Raw genomic sequence first — 26330 nt, 5'->3', positions numbered from 1 at the left:
TTCCTATGACGACCACTCTTTCCGGCAAGACTGCCCTGGTTACCGGCTCTACCAGCGGCATCGGCCTGGGCATCGCCCTGAGCCTGGCCAAGGCCGGCGCCAACTTGATCCTCAACGGCTTTGGCGATGCGTCGGCGGTGATCGCCGAAGTGCAGCAATTCGGCGGCAAGGTTGGCCATCATCCGGCCGATGTCAGTGACCCGGCACAGATCGCCGACATGCTCGCCTATGCCGAGCGGGACTTCGGCGGCGTCGACATCCTGGTGAACAACGCCGGCATCCAGCATGTGGCCGCCGTCGAGGATTTCCCGGTGGAGCGCTGGGACTCGATCATCGCTATCAACCTGTCCTCGGTGTTCCATGCCACCCGCCTGAGCTTGCCGGGGATGCGCAGCAAAGGCTGGGGGCGGATCGTCAACATCGCCTCGGTACACGGCCAGGTCGGCTCGGTGGGCAAGGCCGCCTATGTCGCGGCCAAGCACGGGGTGATCGGCCTGACCAAGGTGGTCGGCCTGGAAACCGCCACCAGCAACGTCACCTGTAACGCCATCTGTCCGGGCTGGGTGTTGACCCCGCTGGTGCAGAAACAGATCGACGATCGCATCGCCAGCGGCATCGACCCGCAACAGGCCCAGCACGACCTGCTGGCCGAGAAACAGCCGTCCCTGGACTTCGTCACCCCACCGCAACTGGGGGAACTGGTGCTGTTCCTGTGCAGCGAAGCCGGCAGCCAGGTGCGTGGCGCGGCGTGGAATATCGATGGTGGGTGGTTGGCTCAATAAGTCCCGGCGACTACCTTGGCGAGGGGATTTATCCCCTCGCCACAAGATCGGATTCCACCTGACGCCCCGGCTCGCTCTATAGTTTGTGTGTACATAAAGAATAAGAGGCACGCCATGTCCGACACCCTCTGGCAACCCAGCCCTGAACGCATCGCGCGGTCGCGCATGAATGCCTTTCGCCGGCTCATTAACGAACGGCACCACCTGCAACTCAATGACTATCCCGCCCTTCACGCCTGGAGCATTGACCAGCGCGAAGCGTTCTGGCAGGCCATCGTCGATTTCTTCGAGATCCGCTTTCACCAGGCGCCCATCGAGGTACTGCAGGAAGGCACGCACATGCCCAGCGCCCGTTGGTTCCCAGGGGCGACGCTGAACTTTGCCGAACACTTGCTGCGCCGTCGCGACACCGCGACGGCGGTGGTGGCCATCGACGAAAACGGCGGCCAGGAACAACTGACCTGGGACGAGCTCGCTGCCCACGTCGCCGGTCTGCAAAAAAGCTTGCAAGCGGCCGGTGTCACCCAAGGCGACCGTGTCGCCGCGTGCATGCCTAACACCTGGCAGACCCTGGTGGCCATGCTTGCCACCACCAGCCTGGGGGCGATCTGGTCCTGTTCGTCGCCGGACTTCGGCACCCAGGGGGTGATCGACCGTTTCGGCCAGATCGAGCCCAAGGTGCTGATTACCTGCGCCGGTTACCGCTACGCCGGCAAGGTCATCGACCAGCGGCCCAAGGTCAACGAAATCCTCGAACGGCTGCCCTCGCTGCAACAGCTGATCGTGCTGCCCTATGCCCAGCCGGACGCCAGTGTTGAGGATTTCAGGACCGCGGCCAGCGTCGCGCTGTGGGACGGGTTCTATCAAGCCGGCGGCGAGCCGCAATTCGTTGCCGTGCCGTTCGACCATCCGCTGTACATCCTGTACTCCAGCGGCACCACCGGTGTACCGAAGTGCATCGTCCACGGTACCGGCGGCGTGCTGCTGCAACACGTCAAAGAGCATGGACTGCACGTCGACCTCGATACCGAGGACCGGCTGTTCTACTACACCACCTGCGGTTGGATGATGTGGAACTGGCTGGTGTCTGCCCTCGCGGTCGGCAGTGCGGTGGTGCTTTATGACGGTTCACCGTTCCACCCCGGCCCCGAGCGCTTGCTGGACCTGATCGACCAGCAGCGCATCAGTGTGTTCGGCACCAGCCCCAAGTTCCTGGCCGCCCTGGAGAGCCAGGGCTTGAAGCCGCGGCAGACCCACGACCTGGGCAGCCTCAGGACCCTGCTCTCGACCGGCTCGGCACTGGCGCCCCACAGCTACGATTACGTGTACCGCGACTTCAAGCCCGACGTTTGCCTGGCTTCGATGTCTGGTGGCACCGACATCGTGTCCTGCTTCGTCAACGGCAACCCACTGTCGGCGGTGCGGCGCGGCGAAATGCAGGGCAAGAGCCTGGGCATGGCGGTACAGGTCTGGAACGAAGCCGGAAAGGCCGTCATCGGCGAGAAAGGTGAACTGGTGTGCACCCGGCATTTCCCGGCGATGCCCATTGGCTTGTGGAACGACCCCCGGCAGGAAAAGCTCCGTGCGTCCTACTTCAGCCAGTTCCCCGGCGTATGGGCCCAAGGCGATTACGCCGAGGAACTGCCCCATGGCGGTTTCCTGATCCATGGTCGCTCCGACGCGGTGCTCAACCCCGGTGGCGTGCGCATCGGTACGGCGGAGATCTATCGCCAGGTGGAAAAGGTCGAACAGGTGCTGGACAGCGTCGCCATCGGCCAGCAATGGCAGGGGGATGTGCGGGTGGTGCTGTTCGTGCGTCTGCGAGAGGGCCTGGTCCTGGATGACGCCCTGGAGCAGCGGATCCGCCAGGTCATCCGCGCCAACACCACGCCGCGCCATGTACCGGCGAAGATCCTGGCGGTCAACGATATACCGCGGACCATCAGTGGCAAGGTGGTGGAGCTGGCGGTGCGCAACGTGGTGCATGGCGAAGTGGTGAAAAACACCGACGCCCTGGCCAACCCGCAGGCGCTGGAGCAGTTTCGGGATCGGCCGGAGCTGCTCACTTAGCCACAGTAACCAGTCTCCTGTGGCAAGGGGATTTATCTGTGGCGAGGGGATTCATCCCCTCGCCACAGGGAATGTGCCAACCCCCATCAATCCATCAACCCCCACTCCCCCGCCGCCTGATCGGCCGCAGGCGCGGCACCCGACTCGGCATGCAGCTTCAATCGCAACCGCAGGTTGTTCGCCGAATCGGCGTTCTTCAGGGCTTCTTCCTCATCGAGCACCCCTTCGACCACCAGGTTGAACAAGGCCTGGTCAAAGGTCTGCATGCCCAGCTCTTCCGACTTTTCCATGATGCCCTTGAGTTCGCCCAACTCGTTGCGCCGGATCAGGTCGGCCACCGTGGGCGAACCGAGCATGACCTCCACCGCGGCTCGGCGCTGGCCGGTACGGGTGCGCACCAGGCGCTGGGACACGAATGCCAGGAGGTTGTTGCCCAGGTCGCTCAACAGTTGCGGCCGGCGTTCTTCCGGAAAAAAGTTGATCACCCGGTCCAAGGCCTGATTGGCGTTGTGGGCATGCAGAGTGGAAATCACCAGGTGCCCGGTGTCGGCAAAGGCCAGGGCGTGCTCCATGGTTTCACGGTCGCGAATCTCGCCGATCAGCACCACATCCGGTGCCTGGCGCAAGGTGTTCTTGAGGGCGGCCTGGAAACTGCGGGTGTCGACACCGACTTCCCGCTGGTTGATGATCGACTTCTTGTGCCGGTGGATGTACTCCACCGGGTCTTCGATGGTGATGATGTGGCCGCTGCTGTTGCGATTACGATAGTCGATCAGCGCCGCCAGGGAAGTGGACTTGCCTGACCCCGTCGCGCCGACGAACAGCATCAGCCCCTGCTTCTGCATGATGGTGTCGAGCAGCACCTTGGGCAGTTTCAGGTCCTCGAAGCGCGGGATGTCCAGCTTGACGTTGCGGATCACCATGGACACGTCATTGCGCTGCTTGAAGATATTGACCCGGAATCGCCCGACACCCGAGAGGGAAATGGCCAGGTTCATTTCCAATTCCCGATCGAACTCAAGACGCTGTTCGGCGTCCATCAGAGACTCGGCGAGCCCGGCAATGTCACCGATCTTGAACGCCTGGTTGCCCAGGGGCTTGAGCACGCCTTCGAATTTGGCACACGGCGGCGCCCCGGTGGACAGGTAAAGATCGGAGCCTTCCTGGCTGGCCAGGATGCGTAACAAAGGATCGATTTCCATGGACTGAAACTTCCGCGAGACATCAATGAAACAAGCTGACCCGAGCACGTACCTCTGCAGACCAACCCGCGCTTGCCTTCCTGAGAGAATAGTAGACGCGACACGCCACCCAGGGATTCCGTGATGAACGCAACACCCGCCAGCAGCGGCACACAGCGCCTGATCGAGCGACTGGACTGGAGCTCCAGCCCGCTGGGCGCTGCCCAAACCTGGCCCCAGAGCCTGCGCACCGCCGTGGACATCGTGCTGAACTCGCCGATGCCGATGGCCTTGCTGTGGGGGCCGCAACTGATCCACTTCTACAACGACGCCTTTTCCCGCCTGGCCGGCGATAAACATCCCCAGGCGTTCGGCCAGCCGACCCACACGGCATGGCCTGAACTCAAAAGCGTCAGCGCGCCGATTTATAACGACGTGTTGCAAGGCCGCACGCACGCCAGCCGCGACCAGCAATGGCGCCTGCCCTTTGCCGGCCGCCTCTGCGACCTTTGGTTGGACCTGACCTACAGCCCCGTGCGTAACGAAGGCGGTGCCGTGGCCGGCATTCTGGTCACCGCCATCGAGACCAGCGAGCGGCGACGCCTGGCTCTGGAGTTCGAACGCCGTTCCGAAGCCAGCCTCAAGGCCCAGCAGGAAAGCGAAGAGCGCCTGCAACTTGCTTTGGCGGCGGCCGATGCGCTGGGCACCTGGGACTGGGACATCAGCGAAGACCGCTTCATCGCCGACGCGCATTTCGCCCTCCTGCACGGTGTCGATCCCAGTCTGTCGCGGCAGTTGCCCATCAGTGCCTACCTCGAAGGCGTGCACCCCGAGGATCGGGCGATGGTCGCCCGCAGCATCAAGCACTGCATCACCCACGGGACCGAATATGCCGAAGAGTACCGTCTGTTGCAGCCCGACGGCGAACTACGCTGGGTGTTCGTGCGCGGTCGCTGCTACAAGGATCGCCACGGCCGCCCCAGGCGCTTTCTCGGCGCGGCTCTGGACCTGACCGAGCGCAAGCGCACCGAACAGGCCCTGCGCCAGAGCCAGACCGAGCTGCAACTGATCATCAACGCCATGCCGATCCTCATCAGCTACGTGGACCGCGAAGAGCGCTTCCGCCTGAACAACAGCGCCTACCTGGACTGGTTCGGGCTGACCCCGCAGGAACTCTATGGCAAGACCATTCGCGAAGTGATCGGCGAAGAAGGCTATGCGGCTCGCGCCGAACAGATTGCCGCAGCCCTGGCGGGCAAGCCATGCAGCTTTGCCGTGCTGTCGGACCACCGCGACGGCCGGCCGCGACATGCACTGACCAACTACTTGCCTCGCCATGGTGCGGACGGCACGGTGAACGGCTTCTACATTTTTGTGATCGACGAGACCGAGCGCAAGAAAACCGAGGAAGCCCTGCGCAACCTCAACGAAACCCTGGAAGAACGGGTCATCGCCCGCACCCAGCAACTGGCCGAAGCCAACCACCGCCTGCAAAACGAGATGTTCGAACGCGAGCGCGCTGAAGAAGCGTTGCGCCATGCCCAGAAGATGGAGGCCGTGGGCCAGCTCACCGGGGGCATCGCCCACGACTTCAATAACATGCTCACCGGTATTCTCGGCAGCCTGGACCTGATGCAGCGCTACATCGCCAACGGCCGCGTCGACGAGATCGGACGCTTTACCGAAGCGGCGGTGTCATCGGCCAACCGCGCCGCGGCCCTGACCCACCGGCTTTTGGCCTTTTCCCGACGCCAGTCCCTGGACCGCAAGCCGCTGGACGCCAATAGCCTGGTGCTGTCCCTTGAAGACCTGCTGAGCCGAACCACCGGTGACCACATCGCGCTGCGCCTGCAACTGGCCGATGAACTCTGGCCCGTCAGCACCGATGCCAGCCAGTTGGAAAACGCCCTGCTCAACCTGGTGATCAACGCTCGAGATGCGATGCCCGACGGCGGCGAGCTCACCATCGAAACCGCCAATATCTACCTCGACGGCAGCGACATCAGCACCCTGGAACCGGTCAAGCCCGGGGACTACGTGATGATTGCCGTCAGCGACAATGGCAGCGGCATGACTCCGTCCGTGCTGGCAAAGGCATTCGATCCCTTCTTCACCACCAAACCCATCGGCCAGGGCACCGGCCTGGGGCTGTCGATGATCTACGGGTTTGCTCAACAGTCGGGAGGGCTGCTGAACCTGGACAGCGTACCGGGCCAGGGCACACGAGTGCAATTGTACCTGCCGCGGCTGCACGTGGCGCCTGTCGAACCACCGACGCAGCCCACCACCGTGGAGGCTCCAGCCGCAATCGCAGGCGAAACCGTATTGTTGGTGGAAGACGAGCCGGCGGTGCGGATGCTGGTGCTCGATCTGTTGCAGGCGCTGGGGTACACCGCCCTTGAAGCCGAAGACGCCAAGGCCGCCCTGCCGCTGCTGGAGTCGGAGCAGCGTATCGATCTGCTGGTCACCGACGTCGGCCTGCCCGGCATGAATGGCCGGCAGCTGGCGGAAATCGCCCGCCAGTATCGACCCGACCTGAAGGTGTTGTTCATGACCGGTTATGCGCAAAAAGCCGCCGAACGCCAGGGTTTCCTGGAACAGGGCATGGACATGGTCGCCAAGCCTTTCACCTTGGATTTGCTGGCGAACAAGATTCGGACGATGATCAACCATGCCTCCTGAGTTGAGGCATAATCGCCCCCTTTTGTTCAGGTCAGCGCTGCGATGAAAGCCCAAGCCCGCCATATCCTGGTGAAAACCGCCGAAGAAGCCGAACAGCTCAAGCAACGCATCGCCAAGGGCGAAGCGTTCGACGTGCTGGCAAAGAAGTACTCCACCTGCCCCTCCGGCAAACGTGGCGGTGACCTGGGTGAAGTGCGGCCGGGGCAGATGGTCGGGGTGATCGACGCGGTGATCTTCAAGAAGCCACTGCGGGTGGTGCATGGGCCGATCAAGAGCAAGTTCGGGTACCACCTGGTGCAGGTGTTCTACCGGGATTGATGCTGCTCCGAACCTTCTCCTGTGGGAGCGGGCTTGCTCGCGAAAGCGGTGGGTCAGCTGAGATCAATGTAACTGACGCACCGCCTTCGCGAGCAAGCCCGCTCCCACAGTGAACCCTGTGCAGGGCTCAATCTCGGGGAATCAACGCCCCCGGCACCTGGATCACCCGGCTCGCCAACCGATGCCCGGCCTCGGCGGCCTCCACAGGGCTGCCACCCATCAAGCGGCGCGCCAGGTACGCTGCGCTGAACGAGTCCCCGGCCGCCGTGGTGTCCACCACCCGCTCGACCCGCTGGGCCGGTACTTCATACGATTGCCCATCGCACCGGATCAGGCACGCCTCGGCACCGCGCTTGAGCACCACTTCCGGCGTGCCGAGCTGTTGGTAGGCGGCGAACACCGCTTGGCTGTCGGCATGCCCGAATAGCGCCTGCTCGTCGTCCACGGTCAGCAGTGCCAGTTCCACATAAGGCAGTACGCTGCGATAGGCCGCGCGGGCGGCGTCGACCGAGGCCCAGAGCCTGGGCCGATAGTTATTGTCGAACACCACCTGGGCACCTCGGCGACGGGCCTCGATCAAGGTTTCGATGAGCTTGCAGCGCCCCTGCTCGCCCAGTACCGCCAAGGTAATACCGCTGAAATACAGCACGTCGTAATCCGGCAATGCCGCCAGGATCGGCACGGCGGCCGGCGTGGTGAAGCAATCGCGCACTGCCGCTTCGTTGCGCCAGTACAGGAACCGTCGCTCACCAGCCGCATCGGTCTGGATACAGTACAAACCCGGCAAGCGCCCGGGCAGGCGCTGGACCAAATCCAGGCCGATGTTTTCTTCGGCCCAACTGCGGCACATGGCGTCACTGAAACTGTCATCGCCCAAGGCCGTGACGTAATCCACCGATGCCTGGTCGCCCAAGGCGCGGGACAGGTACACCGCCGTGTTCAGGGTGTCACCGCCGAAGCTTTGTTGCAGGCTGCCGTCGGCGCGTTGTTGGAGTTCGATCATGCACTCGCCGATCAGGGCGATGCGGGGGGGTGGTTTGCTCATGGGGTGTCCTGATAGTTTCGTGGTGTTTTGCAGGACGCCTTCGCGAGCAAGCCCGCTCCCACATTTGGACAGTTATGAACACAAGATCCGTGTCCGCCAAAGATCCCCTGTGGGAGCGGGCTTGCTCGCGAAGGCCGCAACGCGGTCTCAAGCCCTAGAAACAAGTCTCCATGCTCTCCACCACCCGCAACCCTTCATCCACCAGGCACCCCACCCGCCACTTGTCGAAGGTCAGGCACGGATGGGAAGTGCCGAACGCAATGATGTCGCCGATCCGTAACTCAACCCCTGGCGCCACCGTCATGAACGCATGCTGGTCCATCACCGCCGTCACCTTGCAGGCGCTCACATCGTCACCGACTACCACGTCGGATCCGGGCTTGTAGCGCTTGAGCGGCACCGGCAGCCCCGCGTCGTAGGCCACGTCGCGCTTGCCCAGGGCGATGACCGCAAAGCCTGGTTCCGGCAGTGCTTGCACATGGGCCCAGACCTCCAGTGCCGGCTGCAGGCCTTCGTGCAGGTCGCTGCGCCGCTCCAGTACACAGCATTGGGCCTCCTTGTAGATGCCATGGTCGTGGGCTACATAACTGCCGGGGCGCAGCACACTGAGGAAACGCCCATGGGCATTGCGGGCCTCGAAGGATTCGGCGATCAAGTCATACCAGGCCGAGCCCGAGGCGGTGATGATCGGTTTATCGAGGGCAAATGCGCCGCTGTCCTGCAACTGCATCGCCAACCCCACCAGGGACGCCGCGAACGCTCGGATGCCGCTGACGGCGTGGTCACCGTGGATCACCCCTTCGTAGCCTTCGATACCGGTCAGGGCCAGCGCCGGTTGCGCCCGGATCGCCTCGGCCAGGGCCAGCACTTCGGCCTCGCTCCGGCAGCCGCAGCGACCACCGACCACCCCGTATTCGATCATCACATTGAGCTTCAAACCGCGAGCGGCAAAGAAAGCCCCCAGATCGGCCACGTTGTCCGGATGATCGACCATGCAGTGGAATTCGAACATCGGGTCGGCCAGCAGGTCGGCGATCAGCGCCATGTTCGGCGTTCCCACCAACTGGTTGGCCATCAGTACTCGCCGCACACCGTGGGCGTAGGCCGCACGGGTTTGCACAGCGGTGGCAAGGGTCATGCCCCAGGCGCCGGCATCGAGCTGGCGGCGGAACAGCGCCGGGGTCATGCTGGTCTTGCCGTGGGGTGCCAGCTCGGCACCGCTGTTGCTGACGAACTGTTGCATCCAGCGAATGTTGTGTTCCAACGCGTCGCGATGCAGCACCAGCGCCGGCAGGCCAACGTCGCGCAACAGGTGAGCGCCGACGGTGGCGGCGCCCTTCTCTACGGCAGCGTCATAAATGGCAGAAGACATGGTCGAACTCCTCTCGCGGTCGCGGGCGACCGCTATGGTCTATTCATTGATGCGCCGGGCCAGGTTGTTGGCGCTGTCGATCAGCACCCGGCGGTAGTCGGCGTAATTGTTCTTGGCGTCGGCCCGGGGGGCGACGATGCACAGGGTCGCAATGGCCACGCCGTCGGGGTCTTTCACCGGTGCGGCGAAGCAGTGGGTGAAGGTGTCGGCAACGCTGTCGAAGGAGAAAAACCCATCGAGGCCGGCCTGGCGAATCTCCTTGAGAAACTGCTCCACCGGCAGACGCTCGCCATCCGGCAGGATGAAGTCGTCGGGGTCGATCAGGTCAACGATCTGCTGATCGCTCAAATGGGCCAGCAGCAGGCGGCCGGAGGCGGTCCAGGGGATAGGTGCGTTTTCACCGATATCCGATGAAATGCGAAAATGCCGCTCGCCTTCCTTCATCAGCGCCACCGTGTATTTGCGCCCGTTGAGCAGGCACATCTGCGCGGTTTCCCGGGTCTGGCGGACGATCTCCTGCAAGGCTTGATCGGCCTCGCGGCTCAAATCGAAATGCCGCAGGTGCGCCTGCCCGAGGAAATACAACTGGCGGCCCAGGTAGACGTGGCCTTCCTTGCCCACCGGCTCGAGGATGCGTCGTTCCAGCAGCGATGCCACCAGCTCGTAGACCGTGGACTTGGGGCTGCCGATGCCGCTGGCGATGTCGTTCGGGCGCAGCGGCTGGCCGATCTCCTTGAGGAAATCAAGGATATCGAACGCCCGATCCAGTCCCCGGGCCCGGCGTTTGATGGTGTCTTCGGTCATGTCATTATTCCTGATCGTTCCCACGCTCTGCGTGGGCAATGCATCCCGTGACGCTCTGCGTCACATCGACAGAGGACGCGGAGCGTCCATGGCGGCATTCCCACGCAGAGCGTGGGAACGATCAATGATCACTTCTTCTTGTAGGCCACACAATCAATCTCAACCTTGCAATCAACCATCATGCTCGCCTGCACACAGGCCCGGGCCGGGGCGTGTTCGGGGCTGAAGTATTCACCGAATACCTTGTTGAAACTCCAGAAGTCCCGCGGGTCATCCAACCACACACCGCAACGCACCACGTCCTCCAGGCCATAGCCCGCCTCTTCGAGAATGGCGATCACATTCTTCATGGTCTGGTGAGTCTGCTCGACAATCCCGCCGGCGATGATCTCGCCATTCACCGCCGGCACCTGGCCGGACACGTGCAGCCAGCCATCGGCCTCGACGGCGCGGGCAAATGGCCGTGGCTGGCCGCCACCCGCGGTGCTGCCGGTCCCGTAGCGCTTGATGCTCATGAGTGGTTCTCCTTGTTCAATGGATTAAAAACGAGTGTTCTTGAGAAATTCCGCCAGGCGCGGTGATTGCGGCCGCTCGAACAGTTCCTTCGGCGGCCCCTGCTCTTCGATGCGGCCCTGGTTCATGAAGACGATCTTGTCGGATACCTCGAAGGCAAAACGCATTTCGTGGGTCACCAGCAGCATGGTCATGCCGTCTTCGGCCAGGCCCTTGATCACGTTCAACACCTCGCCCACCAGCTCCGGGTCGAGGGCCGAGGTGACTTCGTCGAACAGCATCAGGCTGGGGTTCATGGCAATTGCCCGGGCAATCGCCACTCGCTGCTGCTGGCCACCGGACAACTGACCGGGAAAGTGGTTGCGGCGTTCCAGCAGGCCGACCCGCTCCAGCCATTTCTCGGCCAGGGCCACGGCTTCGTCCTTGGGCAGTTTTTTCACCTTGAGCAGGCCCAGGGTGACGTTCTGCAACGCGCTCAGATGGGGAAACAGGTTGAATTGCTGGAACGCCATGCCAGTCATCGCGCGGTGTCGGGCGATAACCTTTTCAGGATGGCGCACACGTTTGCCGTCGACTTCGTCATAGCCGATGGACTCGCCGTCGAGCATGATCTGGCCGCCCTGGAATTCTTCCAGCATGTTCACGCAGCGCAACAGCGTGGTCTTGCCCGAACCGCTGGAGCCGATCAGCGTCACCACGTTGCCACGCTGCATGCTCAGGTCGACGCCCTTGAGCACTTCCAGCGGGCCGTATTGTTTGCGCAGGCCGCGAATGTCGAGCAGCGGCTGGGCGTTGGAGGGAGTCGAAACGTCAGTCATGGCAAGGCCACCCGCTTTTCAATGTGCCGCCCGAGCAATTCGATGGCGTAATTGATGATGAAAAAGAGAAACCCGGCGAACAGGTAGAACTCCAGGGTCATGAAGGTCCGGGCAATGATCTGCTGGGTGCTGAGCAGCAGCTCGGCGACGCCGATCACCGACAGCAGGGTCGACGCCTTGACGATCTCGGTGGAAGAGTTGACCCAGGTCGGCAGGATCTGCCGCAATGCCTGGGGCAGCAGCACATAACCCAGGGCCTGGAAGAACGTCAGGCCGATGGCCTGGCTGGCTTCCATCTGTCCACGAGGTAACGCTTGCAAGGCACCGCGCACGATCTCGGCCACGTGGGAACCACAGAACAGCGTCAGGCCCAGGACACCGGCCTGGAACGCGCCGATCTGCCAGCCCAGCGCCGGGGCCATGTAGAAGCAGGCCAACACCAGCACGAACACCGGCGTGCCGCGAATCAGGTCGACATAGAAGCGAAACGGTGCGCGCATCCAGGTACGGCCGTAGGTCAGCACCAGCCCGGCGACCAGGCCAATCAAGGTGCCCAACAAGATCGCCAGCACCGAACATTGCACGCTGGTCAGGAAGCCGGCCCACAGCGTATCCCGGGCGACCCATAGCTCATGCAACCAACTGGGGGATTCGTACATGGGACGCTCCTAACGGCGGATCGCCAGGCGCTGCTCGAAATACCGCAGCAGCATGGCAATGAGATAACAGGCCGCGACATACAGGGCCGTGGTCACCAGCCAGGTTTCGATCACCCGGTAGCTCTCCACGTTGATCTTGCGGGCGTAATAGGTCAGCTCCGGCACGGCAATCGCGGCCGCCAGGGAGGTGTCCTTGAACAGCGAAATGAAGTTGTTCGACAAAGCCGGCAGCACGTTGCGCAGCATCACCGGCACGGTGACATAGGCTTTCACCTGCCACTCGCCCAGGCCGATCGCCAGGCCCGCTTCCCGCTGGCCTTTGTGGATGCTCATCAACCCACCGCGGAACACTTCGGTCAGGTAGGCCCCGGCGTACAACGATAGGGTAATGACGAACGACGGCAGCTTATCCAGGCGGATGCCGAGGCTCGGCAAGGCGAAGTAGATCAACAAGATCAACACCAGGATCGGCGTATTGCGGATCACCGTGACATACACCGACGCCAGCATGCGCAAGACACGGTGCTTGCTGAGCAACGCGAATGCCATGGCCAGGCCGATCACACAACCGATGGCGATCGACACCAGCGCCAGGGAAAGTCCCAGGCCCAGCCCCGCCAGCAAGGTGTCGAAATCGCGCCAGACAGCGGCAAAGTTCAACTGATAGTTCATGGTCGGCAGCACCTTCGACGGGGCGCCCGCATGGGGCGCCCCGGGCTCACGGGGTCATTTGAACTCAACGGGGAAACCGATGGCTGGCGACGGCAGCTCGACGCCAAACCACTGCTTGAACGACGCCGCGTAGGTGGGGAATTCCACGCCGGTCATGGCTTCATGCAAGGTGGTGTTGACGAAGTTCAGCCAATCCTGGTCGCCGCGCTTGACCGCGCAGGCATAGGTTTGCGGACTCCAGGCATAGGCCGGGCTGCGGTAGCGCCCAGGGTTCTGCACCATCAGGTACTTGACCGAGGACTGATCGGTGGCGGCGGCATCGGCACGACCGGAGTTCACCGCCTGGTACATCAGATCGACGCTGTCGTACTGATCGACCTTGGCCTTGGGCAGCGCCTGGTGCACCAACTCTTCGGCGTAGACATTCTGCAACACCGCGACGGTGACGCCGTCACCGGCGGCCTTGAGGTCGTCGATTTCCTTGTACTTGCTGTTGGCCGGCAACAACAGGCCCACGCCTTCGCGGTAGTACGGCAAGGTAAAGGCCACTTGCTGGGCACGGCTGGCGGTCACGGTGATGAACTGGCAACTCATGTCCACCTTGTCGGTCAGCAGGTTGGGAATCCGCGCATCGGAAGACTGCACCACGAACTCGACCTTCTCCGGGTCATTGAACAGGCCCTTGGCGACCATCCGTGCGATGTCGATATCAAAGCCCTGCAACTTGCCATCCGCTCCCTGGAAGTGCCACGGCGCGTTGGTGCTGCCCGTGCCCACGATCAATTTCCCCCGCTGCAGCACGCTGTCCAACTTGCTGTCAGCCGCCTGAGCGACACCCACGGCAGCCGTCGTGGCCGCGAAGAGAAAAACACACGCTTTGAACAAGGAAGGTCGGCGATGCATGGCAAGCACTCCAGGATGGTTTTATTCCGCTACACCGGAACATGGTATGTAACAACGGAATAGACAGCAGAAAGTGTGCCACAGGCTTGAGGCCCGTGGGCGAGGAAAATGGAAAGTGAATGGAATCAGCAAGATGGCGAAAAATAGCCAGGTCGAGGCAGCGAGTGCGCTCCCCGATAGTTGCTACCGTTGGCTACGGTGGGCGGGTAGCAGGGCCCCAGATCGGAGCAACAGCGAGTGCCGGGCACTCAAAGCCGCACCGAAATGTCGCCGCCGACCTGTCAACCCTGACAGTAGCGAGCCCCCCGGATGAGCCTTATCGTTCTGAGCATTGTCTGGATGCAGGGAAACTCCGCCATGAGTTCACTCATTACCCATGTCGCTTCGCAAAAAGATTATCGCAAGGCCCTCAAGAACTGGCGGCCGGTCATCTTCTATTTCGGTCATCCCCAATGCTACGCCTGCGGCTGGGCCGACCCTCTGTTCTGTGGCGTTGCCGATACCTTTCAGGACCGGGCAGTCATCTATAAGTTGAGCACCCACGAATCGCCCCGGCATCCAGAAGTCACCGGAACACCGACCGTGCTGTTCTACAAAGGTGGAAAACTATGTCGCAAGCTCAAGGGCATCGGCGATGAAGTCTCACTGGCCCAGGTGTTTGCCGAACATGTGGGCCGAACCAAACCCAGGCGTCCGCCCCGCCGCCATCATCATGATGTGGATTGGCTACGCGAGCGGCTTCGGACCTTGTGCACCGCGAGGCGGGCGCCAGGCCTCGTGAGACGGCGGGCGAAACGGCCCTGATAGCACCCACCGGACCCTGCACGGGCACCATTCAGCGTCCACAGAACCTTACCCTGGACAACATTCGCAAGTCCCCGGCGCGGTAATAGTCATCGCTCCAGCTGTCATCCACCGCCAACGGCTTGACCTGTTTGAGCGCGAGCTTCCTGGCGAAATAACGAAAGCGATAATGCTCATAGAAACGCAGCAGCTCCAGCCCGTAGCGGTCGGCCAGGTCGGTGTCGCCCTGGATGATGAGGTAGTTTTCATCGTTATTGCTGCTGGCCGCGGCGCTGAGGTTATGGCTGCCGCTGATGATGGTCGGCGTGTCGCTGGTGAAGTCGGTGACGATGGCTTTGGTGTGCACCAGCAGGTTGCCCTTCTGGCCTTTCATGTTTTCCCTGAGCCAGCCCTCCAGCCCTGTGTTGAGCAGCGCGGTAGCGGCGAACTCGGCGGTGCGGTCGGCATGGAATCCGGTGATGCGGCTGGTGGTGTTTTGCAGGCCGTAGCGCAGGACGTCGTCATTGGGCTGGCCGAGCAAAGCGTCGAGGATCCGATCGGGCAGGACGAAGGCGGTGACGAATAGCAGGTCCTTGCGGGCGGCATCGATGATCTCAACGAAGCGGTCCAGGTCGCCTTCTCCCGTCCGCGGCGAGAAGCCGACGAACAACCGTTGCTGCGGGTCCATGGGGTTGTTCTGAGTCAGCCACTGGCGGGTGGCATCGACCTCCTGCGGGGCGGCCCAGATCTGCTCGAACACCTGGCGATAGCTGTCGCTCACCCGGGGATCGTCCAGCACGTGAACGACATTGGCCTGCCGGTAGACACCGTTGGCAGTGAAATTGGTGCTGCCACAGAGCACGGCTTCGGGATGCAACGCACCGCTGCCATCGACCTTGCTCAAAACGATGAATTTGTCGTGGAAGATGCTCTGGGTCACCCGTCCCCGCTTGTTGGCCGGCGGCAGTTTTTCCAGGCTGGCCTCGTTGCGCAGCGTGGTGTCGTCGCCCGGCTCGGCGTGGTACAGCACCCGCACCTGCGCGCCACGGGTGAAAGCGGCATTCACCGCATCGACGATCACCGGCAGCTCGTATTCGTAGATGGCGACATCCAGGGCCCACGTGGCATCCAATGCCCGGTCGATGAAGCCGGTCAGGCGCCCCAGCAGACCGTTTTCCAGCCAGCGACGCGGCGCATCGGGCCAGTCGTCGATGGACAGGTTCCGGTTGGCACTGATCAACGCGTCCAGCTCGGGGAACTTGCGCTGGAACGCCTGGCTGGCCGCCACGGCACGATTGAAGATCACTCGCTGGTTGGCCGGCTGGCCGTTATCGCTGGTGACCGTGACCTCCAGGAACTCTCCCAACTGCGGCGCTTCGGGACTGCCGTAGGCCAGGTGGACACGGTAATGAAGGGTCACACCGGGGTTGACGGCGTAATCGGCCCAGCGAAATTTCTGCAATGGCGCCTTGTCGCTAGGCGTGGCGTGGAACTCGGGGAAGGTGTGGGCCTTGTCGGGGAACGTCAGGCTGTTGAACAAGAACAGCCAGGGCTTGTCGCCCTGCCGCTTCTCGATGGCAAATCCCAGCAGCCCCTTGCGCCGCGGTTCGGCCAGGTCCATGGCAAGCAGCACGCCGTTGGTGCCGGCATAGGCCTTGACCCGGAAATCATCCTGAGGATTGGTAACAAGGATGCGCATGGTTCACTCCTGTGAAGTTGCCTCAGCATAGAACAGGGATCCAGCCTGGGTGTGCAGATCCGTGACCGAGGCGCAGCCTTCGCGGGCAAGCCCGCTCCCACAAGGATCGCGACATGCCGCAGATCAAGTGTGGGAGCGGGCTTGCCCGCGAAGGCGTCCGACCAGACACCTCAGACACAAGCTCATCACACCTGGTCGATATGCCGATACTCAGCCCCCAGCTGCACCGCCAGCTGCCGGGCCCGGCCCAGGCGGATCGGGCCTCGCTCGATGTCGAGCAACAGGCAGGGGCAATCGAGTGGTGACAGCGGCACGCTCTCCTTCACTCGCCCATCCGTCATCAGCAACACCCTTTGCTGCTCCGCCGGGTAGCGCTTGCGCCGGGCGATCAGCCAATGACCGGCCTCCTGCAGCGCCGCCAGCAACGGCGTACCGCCACCGGCACCCAGCCCGTCGAGCCAGTCCCGCAACCCGGCCGAGGCCTTAAGCCCCTGCACTTGCCAGTTCGGGACACTGCCGCTGGCCGTCAGCAGCGCCAACCGGGCACGTTGCCGGTAGGCGTCGTCGAACAGCTGCGCCAACAGGCCCTTGCCATCGCTCAACGCCCGATGACGACGGGTCGAGGCCGACGCATCGACGATCACCAGCCAGAGCTCATGGGACGAACGATGACGTGCCTGCCAACGCAGGTCTTCACGCAAACGCGGACGACCGTTCAACAAGGTACCCGGCCAGTTCACCATGCCGCTGGCCGCCGCTTTGCTACGGCCCTGACGCCCCTGTTGCAATGGCCCTGCACGGGGTCTGGCATCCGCCCCCGCGGCCGAACGGGGGCGAATGCCTAAGGCTTTTTTGGCCAGCTCGGCACTTCACGCCGGGCACCGGTCGCAAGCGCCTGGGCTGGCAGGTCGCCCCACTGGCCCTGGCCTTCGTCTGACTCGGCGGCCCGGTTGCCAGCCGAGGGGGCCTGGGACGGTGAAGGGGCCGGGGCCGAATGCCTGCGCCGACGATGGCGCAAGGCAAACTCGGCGACCGCATCGATGTCCTCCGCGGCGATGACCGGCCCCCCGCGCCAGGCCGCATGGGCCCGTGCGGCGCGCAACCAGACCAAGTCGGCGCGCAAGCCATCGACACCGGCAGCAAAGCAGCGCTCGGTGATTTGCGCCAAGGCCTGATCGTCCAGGGGAATCTGTGCCAAGCGCTCGCGAGCGTTCTGGCAGCGTTCGCGCAATTGGTCCTGGGCCGAGGCCCATTCGGCGCAAAACGCCACCGGATCACTGTCGAAATCCAGCCGTCGCCGAATGATCTGTCCACGTTCGGCCGGTGCGGTATGACCGTCGAGGGCCACGTTCAGGCCAAACCGGTCGAGCAGTTGCGGACGCAACTCGCCTTCCTCCGGGTTCATGGTGCCGATCAGCACGAAACGCGCCGGATGCCGATGGGAAATACCGTCGCGCTCGATCAGGTTGGTGCCGCTGGCGGCGACGTCCAGCAGCAGGTCCACCAGGTGGTCCGGCAGCAGGTTGACTTCATCGACGTACAGCACGCCACCGTCGGCCTTCGCCAGCACACCGGGAGAAAACTGCGCGCGCCCTTCCCCCAGGGCTGCGTCCAGATCGAGGGTACCCACCAGTCGTTCTTCGGTGGTACCCAGGGGCAAGGTGACGAACTGCCCGCTGGCCAGCAGATCCGCCAGCCCCCTGGCCAGGGTCGACTTGGCCATGCCCCGGGGGCCTTCGATCAGCACACCGCCGATTTTCGGATCGATGGCGGCCAGGCACAGGGCCAGTTTCAGGTCATCGGCACCGACCACGGCGGAGAGTGGGAAATAGGGGGTGTCGGTCATGGTCGATTCTCAAAGGTGGTCGGTAAAGTCGGTTTGGAGAGAGTCTTGTGGCGAGGGGATTTATCGAAACGTCGCACCGCCCCGCTGGGCTGCGCAGCAGCCCCAAAATATCACCTTGGTAAAACTGACACACCGAGGCGGGCTGATAGGGGATCGCTTTGCGATCCAACGGGGATAAATCCCCTCGCCACAGGTTTTGCATATGGTCAGCTGATGGTACACATCAACCATCCTCTTCAATGTCCAACAACAGATTTTCCAGCGCCTCGCGATACGCCCCCGGTGCCTGCCACATCCCCCGTTGCTGGGCTTCAAGCATACGCTCGGTCATGTCCCGCAAGGCGTCGGGGTTGTGCTGGCGGACGAAGTTCCGGGTGTCCGGGTCGAGCAAGTAGGCATCGGCCAGCAAAGCGTACTGGTGATCGTCGATCAGCTGCGTGGTGGCGTCGAAGGCGAACAGGTTGTCCACCGTCGCCGCCAGTTCGAACGCGCCTTTATAGCCGTGACGCTTGACCCCGTCGATCCACTTCGGATTGGCCGCCCGGGAACGGATGACGCGGTTGAGCTCTTCCTTGAGGGTGCGGATCCGGGGCAAGTCCGGTTGACTGTGATCGCCGTGGTAACTGGCCGCGACGGTTCCACCGAGGGTTTCCGCCGCCGCCAGCATGCCGCCCTGGAACTGGTAGTAATCGTTGGAATCGAGCAAGTCGTGCTCGCGGTTGTCCTGGTTCTGCAACACCGCCTGCACCTGGCTCAAGCGCCGGGAAAACTGATCTCGCGCAGCGGTGCCTTCATCTGCGCCGCCATAGGCGTAGCCGCCCCAGTTCAGGTACACCTCGGCCAGGTCTTCGCGATGCTGCCACAGGCGACCGTCGATAGCGCCCTGCACGCCTGCGCCATAAGCACCGGGCTTGGCGCCGAAGATCCGCCAGCCGGCCTGGCGCGCCGCGTCTTGAGGCTCCAGGCCCGATGCCAGCAAGGCTTCGCGCTCACTGCGCACCTTGGCCGCCAGGGGATTCAGGTCGTCCGGCTCATCGAGGGCGGCGACAGCCTGCACGGCAGCGTCGAACAAACGGATCAGGTTGGCAAAGGCGTCCCGGAAGAACCCCGATACCCGCAGCGTCACATCGACCCGGGGCCGATCCAGCAGGCTCAGCGGCAGGATCTCGAAATCATCGACCCGCTGGCTGCCCGTGGCCCACACCGGGCGCACGCCCATCAGCGCCATGGCCTGGGCGATGTCATCACCGCCGGTGCGCATGGTGGCGGTGCCCCACACCGACAGGCCGAGCTGGCGCAGGTGATCGCCATGATCCTGCAAGTGCCGCTCCAGAATCAGGTTCGCCGACTGGAAACCGATACGCCACGCCGTGGTGGTGGGCAGGTTGCGCACGTCCACCGAGAAGAAGTTGCGTCCGGTGGGCAACACGTCGAGGCGCCCACGGCTCGGCGCACCGCTGGGGCCCGCCGGCACGAAGCGTCCGCTCAAGGCATCGAGCAGGCCGCGCATTTCCGCCGGGCCGCAGGCGTCCAGGCGCGGCGCCACGACGGACCGCAGGCTCTCGATGATGCTGCTGACGTCCTGCCAGCCCGGCGCTTCCAATTGCTCGACCCGGCCTTGCAGGGCCCGCTCGATCAAGCTTGCCGCAAACAGCTCCAGGCGCTCGCGGGTATCGCCGACAGTGCGCCACGGCTCATCGCTGACCTGCCGCAATGCCTCGGGACGGTCGCCGGTCCACGGGTCGGCCAAGGCGCAATCCAACGGATCGAAACCCAGCCCGAATGCCTTCGACAGCGCGCGCAACAGGCTCGACTGCGCGCCCTTGCCATCACCCCGGGGAATGCGCAGCAACGCCAGCAAGGTGTCGATGCGCAGCCGCCCGCCGGGCGACTCGCCAAAAATATGCAGGCCGTCGCGGATCTGCGACTCCTTCAGATCGCACAGGTAGGTGTCCAGGCGCGGCAGCCAGATCGCCGCGTCGGCGTCGGCGTCCAATTGCAGCTCGCGATCGATGTGGGTTTCGCGCACCAGGTTCAGAATATCCCGCTGCAGTTCCCGGGCGCGGCGCGGGTCGAGCAATTGTGCTTCGTAGTACTCGTCGGCCAGCAACTCGAGGTTACGTAGCGGCCCGTAGGTTTCGGCGCGGGTCAGCGGCGGCATCAGGTGGTCGATGATCACCGCCTGGGTGCGCCGCTTGGCCTGGGCGCCCTCGCCCGGGTCGTTGACGATGAACGGATAGATATTCGGCAATGGCCCCAGCAGCGCGTCCGGCCAGCAGCTTTGCGACAACCCGACGCCTTTGCCCGGCAGCCATTCGAGGTTACCGTGCTTGCCGACGTGAATCACACCATGGGCGCCATAGGTATGGCGCAACCAGAAATAGAACGCCAGGTAGCCATGGGGCGGCACCAGGTCCGGGTCGTGGTACACGGCACTTTGGTCGACCTGATAACCCCGGGCCGGCTGGATGCCGACGAACGTCAGGCCCAGGCGCAGGCCGGCGATCATTAGGCGACCGGCGCGGAACATCGGGTCCGCCTCGGGCGAGCCCCAACGCTCCAGCACCGCCTGGCGATTGGCCTCGGGCAGTGCGTCGAACATGGCCTGGTAAGCCTCCAGCGCCAGGCTTTGGTGGCATGGGCGCAGGTCGAGGCTGTCCAGGTCATTGCTGACACCACCGAGCAGTTGCTGGATCAGCGCGGTGCCACTGGCAGGCAGTTCGGCGGGCAGCGGATAGCCCTCATCCCGCATGGCGCGCAGGATGTTCAACGCCGCCGCCGGGGTGTCCAGGCCGACGCCGTTGCCGATGCGTCCGTCCCGGGTCGGGTAGTTGGCGAGGATCAGCGCCACGCGCTTCTGCCCATTGGGCAGGCGCGCCAGTGCGGTCCAGCGCCGGGCCAGTTCGGCGACGAAATCCATGCGCTCGGGCACCGCGCGGTAGCAGACCACATCGCTCTGGCTGCGCTCGCTGCGCCAGGCCATGTCCTTGAAGCTGATGGGGCGGCTGATGATCCGCCCGTCCAGTTCCGGCAAGGCAATGTGCATCGCCAGGTCCCGCGGGCCCAGGCCCTGCTCGCTGGCTCGCCAGCCGGGTTCGTTGTCCTGGGCGCAAATCGCCTGGATCACCGGAATGTTGCGACGAAACGGCCGCAAATGCGGCGCTTCCGGACTCGACTGGGCAAACCCGGTGGTGTTGAGGATCACCCCGGCCTCCACCTCGTCCAGCCAGTCTTCGACCTGCGCCAGACAACCAAGCTCCTTGAGGCTCGCCACCGCTATCGGTAACGGATTGAGCCCGGCCATTTGCAGCCGCTGGCAGAACACGTCAATGAACGCCGTGTTCGCCGCTTGCAGGTGGGAACGGTAGAACAGCACCGCCGCCACCGGTTGATCGGCCTGCCAGTCAGCTTGCCAGTCGTCGAGGCTGGCACTGGTTTTCTGCGGGTGGTAGATGGCCGTGCGTGGCAAAGTCCGCGGTTCGGCCCAAGCGTAGTCGCGCCCGAACCATTGACTGCCGAGGTTGTGAAACAGATCCAGGGCATTACCCAGCCCACCCTGGCGCAAAAACTGCCAGAGCCGGTCGCGGTCGACAGCGGGCACGTTGCTCAAGTCGCTGAGTTCCGGGTCCGGCCGGTCATCACCCGGCACCAGGATCAACGTCACCCCGCGTCCGGCCAATTCCATCAAGCGTTCGATGCCGTAGCGCCAATAGCCGATACCGCCGTGCAGCGACAGCAAGATGACCCTGGCGTGACGCAGCACGTCCTCGACGTAAAGATCCACCGAGGCGTGGTTCTGCACCTGCATCGGGTTGGCAAGGCGAAACTGCGGGTAGTCGTCCGGCAACTGCCGCGCCGCTTCAGCCAGCAGCGCCAGGCTGGAGTCGCCGCTGCACAGGATCACCAGCTCGGCGGGGGTTTGTCCCAGGTCGGCAATGTTGTCATCCGACACGAAACCGCCGGGCTGGGTCCTGAGCAGGTGCATGGCTTAGACGCTGAGGGCGGCGCGCAGCTGCGCTTCAAGCAGCCCGGCATCCAGCGCCTGGCCAATCAACACCAGACGCGTCACCCGCGCTTCATCGGCGCCCCACTGGCGGTCGAAATGCTTGTCGAAACGCGTGCCCACTCCCTGGATCAGCAGGCGCATCGGCTTGTTCGGGATCGCCGCAAAGCCCTTGACCCGCAGCACGCCGTGCTGGACCACCAGTTGCGTCAGCGCGTCCAGCAACAGGCTTTCGTCGGCCTGGGGCAGCTCGATGGAGATGGAATCGAAGGCGTCATGATCGTGGTCGTCATCGTCGCCGTCATGATGGTGGTCGTGATGGCTGTGGCGGCTGTCGATGTGTTCTTCGGAACCAGCCCCCAGGCCGATCAGCACCTCCAGCGGCAGGCGACCGCTGCTGGCTTCGATGACCTTGACCGCCGGTGGCAGTTCCTCGGCTACCTCAAGACGGACTTTCGCCAGGTCTTCCGGGCTGATCAGGTCGGCTTTGTTGAGGATCACCAGGTCGGCGCTCGCCAGTTGATCGGCGAACAGTTCGTGCAGCGGCGACTCGTGGTCCAGGTTCGGATCGAGCTTGCGCTGGGCATCGACCTGGTCGGGGAAAGCGGCGAAGGTGCCAGCGGCCACGGCCGGGCTGTCGACCACAGTGATCACCGCATCGACGGTGCAGGCACTGCGGATTTCCGGCCACTGGAAAGCCTGGACCAGCGGCTTGGGCAAGGCCAGGCCGGACGTTTCGATGAGGATATGGTCGAGGTCGCCGCGCCGGGCCACCAGCTCGCGCATCACCGGGAAGAACTCTTCCTGCACCGTGCAGCACAGGCAGCCGTTGGCCAGCTCGTAGACGCGGCCGTTGGCTTCTTCTTCGGTGCAGCCGATGGAGCACTGCTTGAGGATCTCACCGTCGATGCCCAGCTCGCCGAATTCGTTGACGATCACCGCGATACGCCGGCCTTGGGCATTATCGAGCATGTGTCGCAGCAACGTGGTTTTGCCCGAGCCGAGGAACCCGGTAACGATAGTGACGGGAAGTTTGGCCAGTGTTTTCATCGGATGCCCTTTGGCAAGGTGGCGGGCAAACGGGACGACAACCGCAGGCACAAGGGTGCGCGGAAGATTTCGCCACCGGATCACCCCGCCCGGTTGTAGTGAGAATCTGTCTCGAGGCAGGTCTCCTGGCTGACGGCGGGCCGGTCCCGGCTTTCATGGAAAGCCCTGGCAATTCCTGCGCCTTCCCGTGCGGCATGCACAGTGGCCTGGCAGGAACGTCACCGTTCACAGTTGCGGGGGCAGCCGCGGCTTGGACCGCGTTCCCTTCTTAGCTTCGGCGCAAACCGAAGAACCTCGAAGGCGCAAGGCTACGCAGGGTGTGGGGGCGGGTCAATGTCTTCGAGTTCTGTGGCGTCTGTGCCGGCCTCATCGCGAGCAGGCTCGCTCCCACATTTGAAATGCATTCCCCTGTGGGAGCGAGCCCGCTCGCGATGGCCGCGACTCGGTTTCATTGACGCCCCACCCCCAGCCATGCTCTCCTGTGCGCCTAGTAATGGGTGCCCTTCACAGGGTGAAACGGGAAACCGGTGAATCGTGTGCTTTACTTCCAGGCCACGTCAGTCCGGTGCTGCCCCCGCAACGGTAAGCGAGCGAAGCGTCAGATCCACTGTGCCCGATGGCATGGGAAGGTGGCGCTTGCAGGCAAGGCCCAGGCCCTGCCCCTCGTGAGCCCGGAGACCGGCCCATAACTCAAACATCAACAAACCCGCGGTGGGCGGGCGCTGTTCGGATCCTGACGGGCTTTTTTGCCCGGGGTTTCATTGCGCTCGATTTACCCACTGACCAAGACAAGAACAGAGGGAAGCGCCATGTCGACCATCAGCACCACCGCCCGCACCGCCAGCAGCACCACGACCCTGAGCCAGCGCCTGAGCGCGGCGATCCTCGCCTCGATCATGGGTGCCGGCCTGGTCTATTTCGCCGGTTTCTCCCACATCGAGGCGGTGCACAACGCGGCCCACGACACCCGCCACAGCGCCGCCTTCCCGTGCCATTGAGACCTGCCGACATGATCAAGCGTATCGCACAAACCGCCGGGTTCAGTGGTTTGCTGGCCGCCCTGCTGCTGACCCTCCTGCAGAGCCTGTGGGTTTCGCCGCTGATCCTGCAGGCCGAAACCTATGAAAAAGCCCCGGCTGCCGAAGTCGCTGTCGAGGCTCACCAGCATGCCGACGGCGTCGCCCATACCCATGATGCCGAAGCCTGGGAGCCCGAAGATGGCTGGCAGCGCGTGCTGTCCACCACTGGTGGCAATCTGGTAGTCGCGGTGGGTTTCGCCCTGATGCTGGCGGGTCTGTACACCTTGCGCGCCCCCACCCGCACCTCCCAGGGTCTGCTCTGGGGCCTGGCCGGCTATGCCACGTTCGTCCTCGCACCGACCCTCGGCCTGCCGCCGGAACTGCCCGGTACCGCCGCGGCCGACCTGGCTCAACGGCAAATGTGGTGGATCGGCACCGCGGCGTCCACGGCCGTGGGCATCGCCCTGATCGCGTTCGGCAGGCATTGGCTGCTCAAGCTGCTGGGTGTGGCGACATTGCTGGTGCCCCATGTTATCGGCGCACCGCAGCCGGAAGTCCACTCGATGCTGGCGCCCGAAGCCCTTGAAAGCCAGTTCAAGATCGCCTCGCAATTGACCAACGTCGCGTTCTGGCTGGCCCTGGGCCTGATCAGCGCCTGGCTGTTCCGCCGTGACGGTCAAGCTCGCCACGAGGCATGAATAGCGGGCAGGTGCTGGTGGTTGGCCTGGGCTGCCAGCGCGGTTGCCCGGCCAGCGTGTTGCGAATATTGCTGGATGAGACGTTGCAGGCCCATGGGATCGCGCTTGAGGCGGTAGGCGCCCTGGCCAGTATCGATCTCAAACGTGACGAACCGGGCCTGCTCGAATTGGCGGGGCAACTGGGCCTGCCGCTGACCTTCTTCAGTGCCGCCCAGTTGGCGGGTTACCGGGAACGGCTCAGCCACCCTTCGCAGGTCGCTTTCGAGCGCACAGGTTGCTATGGCGTGGCCGAAAGCGCGGCGCTGGCCCTCGCCGAACGATTGGGCAAAACGACCGCCACCTTGCGAATTCCCCGCCAGAAGTGCGCCCAGGCTACCCTGGCATTGGCGGTCGCGTCGTAAAACCCGATAATCGTGCCCCATGGATCATGAGCGATCTTCATTCAGACATCGCTCCCCACTCTATTTTCAGGAACCGGTCATGACCGTCTACTTCATTGGCGCCGGCCCTGGCGATCCGGAATTGATCACTGTCAAGGGCCAGCGGCTCGTGCGCAGCTGCGCGGTGATCATCTATGCCGGCTCCCTGGTGCCCGCCGCCGTGCTCGAGGGCCACTGCGCCGAACAGGTGATCAACAGCGCCGAACTACACCTGGAACAGATCATCGCGCTGATGGAGACAGCCCATCGCAACGGCCAGGACGTCGCCCGGGTGCATTCGGGCGACCCGAGCCTGTACGGCGCCATCGGCGAGCAGATTCGTTGCCTGCGGGAACTGGACATCCCCTTCGAGATCATTCCCGGAGTGACCGCAACCTCAGCCTGCGCCGCCCTGCTGGGCACCGAACTGACCTTGCCGGACATTTCCCAGAGCGTGATTCTCACCCGCTACGCGGACAAGACCGCCATGCCTGCCGGGGAAGAACTGGCCAGCCTGGCACAGCATGGAACGACCATGGCGATCCACCTGGGGGTCAATCATCTGGAAAGAATCGTCGAAGAGTTGTGGCCCCACTACGGCGCGGATTGCCCGATTGCCGTGATTCACCGGGCGACATGGCCGGATCAGGATTGGGTGGTGGGGACGTTGGCCGACATTGCTGTAAAGGTGCACGCCAAGGGCTTTCGCCGCACGGCGCTGATTCTGGTGGGGCGGGTGCTGGGCAACGACGTGTTCAGCGAATCATCGCTCTACCGCGCCGGGCATGCCCATCTGTACAGGCCCTGAACCCGTCAGCCGCTCAGCACAACTCCCTGGTGGGAGCGGGCTTGCTCGCGAAAGCGGTGGGTCAGTCTGCATCGATGTTGACTGTGCTGACGACTTCGCGAGCAAGCCCGCTCCCACAGGGGGTCGGGGTGGCCGCAAATTATGTATCCACCACAGATCCTGTGGGAGCGAGCCTGCTCGCGATGG

Annotated in this window: 23 protein-coding genes and 2 riboswitches; of the genes, 9 read left to right on the top strand and 14 right to left on the bottom strand. The window is 63.6% G+C overall.

Features of this window, described 5'->3' with window-relative positions:
* The first annotated feature begins 5 nt into the window (after positions 1-5).
* Both FBY02_RS08190 and FBY02_RS08185 read left to right on the top strand, forming a co-directional pair.
* Positions 6-782: a 3-hydroxybutyrate dehydrogenase gene (locus FBY02_RS08190; protein WP_144925774.1), complete on the top strand. Its 777-nt coding sequence runs from the start codon at positions 6-8 to the stop codon at positions 780-782.
* 114 nt (positions 783-896) lie between these two features.
* Entirely contained in the window at positions 897-2852 is a 1956-nt protein-coding gene (locus tag FBY02_RS08185) for an acetoacetate--CoA ligase (protein WP_144925771.1), read from the top strand.
* 86 nt (positions 2853-2938) lie between these two features.
* On the opposite strand, the gene FBY02_RS08180 is transcribed toward FBY02_RS08185, so the two are convergent.
* Positions 2939-4054: a PilT/PilU family type 4a pilus ATPase gene (locus tag FBY02_RS08180; protein WP_144925768.1), complete on the bottom strand. Its 1116-nt coding sequence runs from the start codon at positions 4052-4054 to the stop codon at positions 2939-2941.
* Between the two features lie 123 nt (positions 4055-4177).
* Between FBY02_RS08180 and FBY02_RS08175 the strand changes: the two genes are divergently transcribed.
* Both FBY02_RS08175 and FBY02_RS08170 read left to right on the top strand, forming a co-directional pair.
* Positions 4178-6715 (top strand): PAS domain-containing sensor histidine kinase, encoded by a 2538-nt coding sequence (locus FBY02_RS08175; RefSeq protein ID WP_144925766.1) that lies wholly within the window; start codon positions 4178-4180, stop codon positions 6713-6715.
* A gap of 42 nt (positions 6716-6757) precedes the next feature.
* On the top strand, positions 6758-7033 hold the full coding sequence (locus FBY02_RS08170; RefSeq protein WP_003182808.1) for a peptidylprolyl isomerase: 276 nt from the start codon (positions 6758-6760) through the stop codon (positions 7031-7033).
* 127 nt (positions 7034-7160) lie between these two features.
* On the opposite strand, the gene FBY02_RS08165 is transcribed toward FBY02_RS08170, so the two are convergent.
* From FBY02_RS08165 to FBY02_RS08130, 8 genes are all read right to left on the bottom strand, one after another.
* Positions 7161-8078: a sugar kinase gene (locus FBY02_RS08165; protein ID WP_144925764.1), complete on the bottom strand. Its 918-nt coding sequence runs from the start codon at positions 8076-8078 to the stop codon at positions 7161-7163.
* 154 nt (positions 8079-8232) lie between these two features.
* Positions 8233-9450, bottom strand: coding sequence for an amino acid deaminase (locus FBY02_RS08160; RefSeq protein ID WP_144925763.1), 1218 nt, complete (start codon positions 9448-9450; stop codon positions 8233-8235).
* Between the two features lie 39 nt (positions 9451-9489).
* Positions 9490-10254, bottom strand: coding sequence for an IclR family transcriptional regulator (locus FBY02_RS08155; protein WP_144925761.1), 765 nt, complete (start codon positions 10252-10254; stop codon positions 9490-9492).
* Positions 10255-10382: 128 nt separating this feature from the next.
* Positions 10383-10769, bottom strand: a complete 387-nt coding sequence (locus FBY02_RS08150) for a RidA family protein (protein ID WP_144925756.1) — start codon at positions 10767-10769, stop codon at positions 10383-10385.
* A 24-nt stretch (positions 10770-10793) separates the two neighbouring features.
* A complete protein-coding gene (locus FBY02_RS08145) occupies positions 10794-11585 on the bottom strand; it encodes an amino acid ABC transporter ATP-binding protein (protein ID WP_144925753.1) in 792 nt (263 codons plus the stop codon).
* Positions 11582-12244 (bottom strand): amino acid ABC transporter permease, encoded by a 663-nt coding sequence (locus FBY02_RS08140; RefSeq protein ID WP_144925750.1) that lies wholly within the window; start codon positions 12242-12244, stop codon positions 11582-11584. Before FBY02_RS08140 ends, FBY02_RS08145 begins: the two co-directional genes overlap by 4 nt.
* A 9-nt stretch (positions 12245-12253) precedes the next feature.
* Positions 12254-12916, bottom strand: a complete 663-nt coding sequence (locus tag FBY02_RS08135; protein WP_144925747.1) for an amino acid ABC transporter permease — start codon at positions 12914-12916, stop codon at positions 12254-12256.
* A 54-nt stretch (positions 12917-12970) separates the two neighbouring features.
* On the bottom strand, positions 12971-13819 hold the full coding sequence (locus tag FBY02_RS08130) for a transporter substrate-binding domain-containing protein (protein WP_144925744.1): 849 nt from the start codon (positions 13817-13819) through the stop codon (positions 12971-12973).
* A gap of 357 nt (positions 13820-14176) precedes the next feature.
* Here FBY02_RS08130 and FBY02_RS08125 point away from each other — a divergent pair, with 357 nt between their 5' ends.
* Complete coding sequence (locus FBY02_RS08125) at positions 14177-14623, top strand: thioredoxin family protein (protein ID WP_144925741.1); 447 nt, start codon at positions 14177-14179, stop codon at positions 14621-14623.
* A 31-nt stretch (positions 14624-14654) separates the two neighbouring features.
* Here FBY02_RS08125 and FBY02_RS08120 read toward each other — a convergent pair whose 3' ends face one another.
* The 5 genes from FBY02_RS08120 to cobW all read right to left on the bottom strand — a co-directional run bounded on the left by FBY02_RS08120 (position 14655) and on the right by cobW (position 23200).
* On the bottom strand, positions 14655-16301 hold the full coding sequence (locus FBY02_RS08120; protein ID WP_144925738.1) for a phospholipase D-like domain-containing protein: 1647 nt from the start codon (positions 16299-16301) through the stop codon (positions 14655-14657).
* A gap of 185 nt (positions 16302-16486) precedes the next feature.
* Positions 16487-17089 (bottom strand): VWA domain-containing protein, encoded by a 603-nt coding sequence (locus FBY02_RS08115; RefSeq protein WP_178111861.1) that lies wholly within the window; start codon positions 17087-17089, stop codon positions 16487-16489.
* A 53-nt stretch (positions 17090-17142) separates the two neighbouring features.
* Positions 17143-18147 (bottom strand): ATP-binding protein, encoded by a 1005-nt coding sequence (locus tag FBY02_RS08110; protein ID WP_144925736.1) that lies wholly within the window; start codon positions 18145-18147, stop codon positions 17143-17145.
* Positions 18148-18370: 223 nt separating this feature from the next.
* Positions 18371-22132, bottom strand: coding sequence for a cobaltochelatase subunit CobN (cobN, locus tag FBY02_RS08105; protein WP_144925733.1), 3762 nt, complete (start codon positions 22130-22132; stop codon positions 18371-18373).
* 3 nt (positions 22133-22135) lie between these two features.
* The gene (cobW, locus tag FBY02_RS08100) at positions 22136-23200 is read right to left on the bottom strand and encodes a cobalamin biosynthesis protein CobW (RefSeq protein ID WP_144925730.1); all 1065 of its coding nucleotides are present in this window, start codon (positions 23198-23200) and stop codon (positions 22136-22138) included.
* Between the two features lie 97 nt (positions 23201-23297).
* A riboswitch (cobalamin riboswitch) is annotated at positions 23298-23512 on the bottom strand.
* Between the two features lie 166 nt (positions 23513-23678).
* A riboswitch (cobalamin riboswitch) is annotated at positions 23679-23902 on the top strand.
* 107 nt (positions 23903-24009) lie between these two features.
* On the opposite strand from cobW, the gene FBY02_RS08095 reads away from it, so the two are divergent.
* The 4 genes from FBY02_RS08095 (at position 24010) to cobM (ending at position 26144) form a co-directional block, all read left to right on the top strand.
* Entirely contained in the window at positions 24010-24198 is a 189-nt protein-coding gene (locus FBY02_RS08095; protein WP_047703624.1) for a CbtB-domain containing protein, read from the top strand.
* 11 nt (positions 24199-24209) lie between these two features.
* Positions 24210-24917, top strand: a complete 708-nt coding sequence (locus tag FBY02_RS08090) for a CbtA family protein (RefSeq protein ID WP_144925727.1) — start codon at positions 24210-24212, stop codon at positions 24915-24917.
* On the top strand, positions 24914-25318 hold the full coding sequence (locus tag FBY02_RS08085; RefSeq protein WP_144925724.1) for a cobalamin biosynthesis protein: 405 nt from the start codon (positions 24914-24916) through the stop codon (positions 25316-25318). The genes FBY02_RS08090 and FBY02_RS08085 overlap by 4 nt, the downstream gene beginning before the upstream one ends.
* Before the next feature lie 79 nt (positions 25319-25397).
* The gene (cobM, locus tag FBY02_RS08080; protein WP_144925721.1) at positions 25398-26144 is read left to right on the top strand and encodes a precorrin-4 C(11)-methyltransferase; all 747 of its coding nucleotides are present in this window, start codon (positions 25398-25400) and stop codon (positions 26142-26144) included.
* Positions 26145-26330 lie beyond the last annotated feature (186 nt).

Origin of the sequence: Pseudomonas sp. SJZ078 (assembly GCF_007828255.1) — a bacterium.
Classification (GTDB): domain Bacteria; phylum Pseudomonadota; class Gammaproteobacteria; order Pseudomonadales; family Pseudomonadaceae; genus Aquipseudomonas.
The sequence above is the reverse complement of the archived record's forward strand: the minus strand, read 5'-3'. Positions and strand labels throughout refer to the sequence as shown.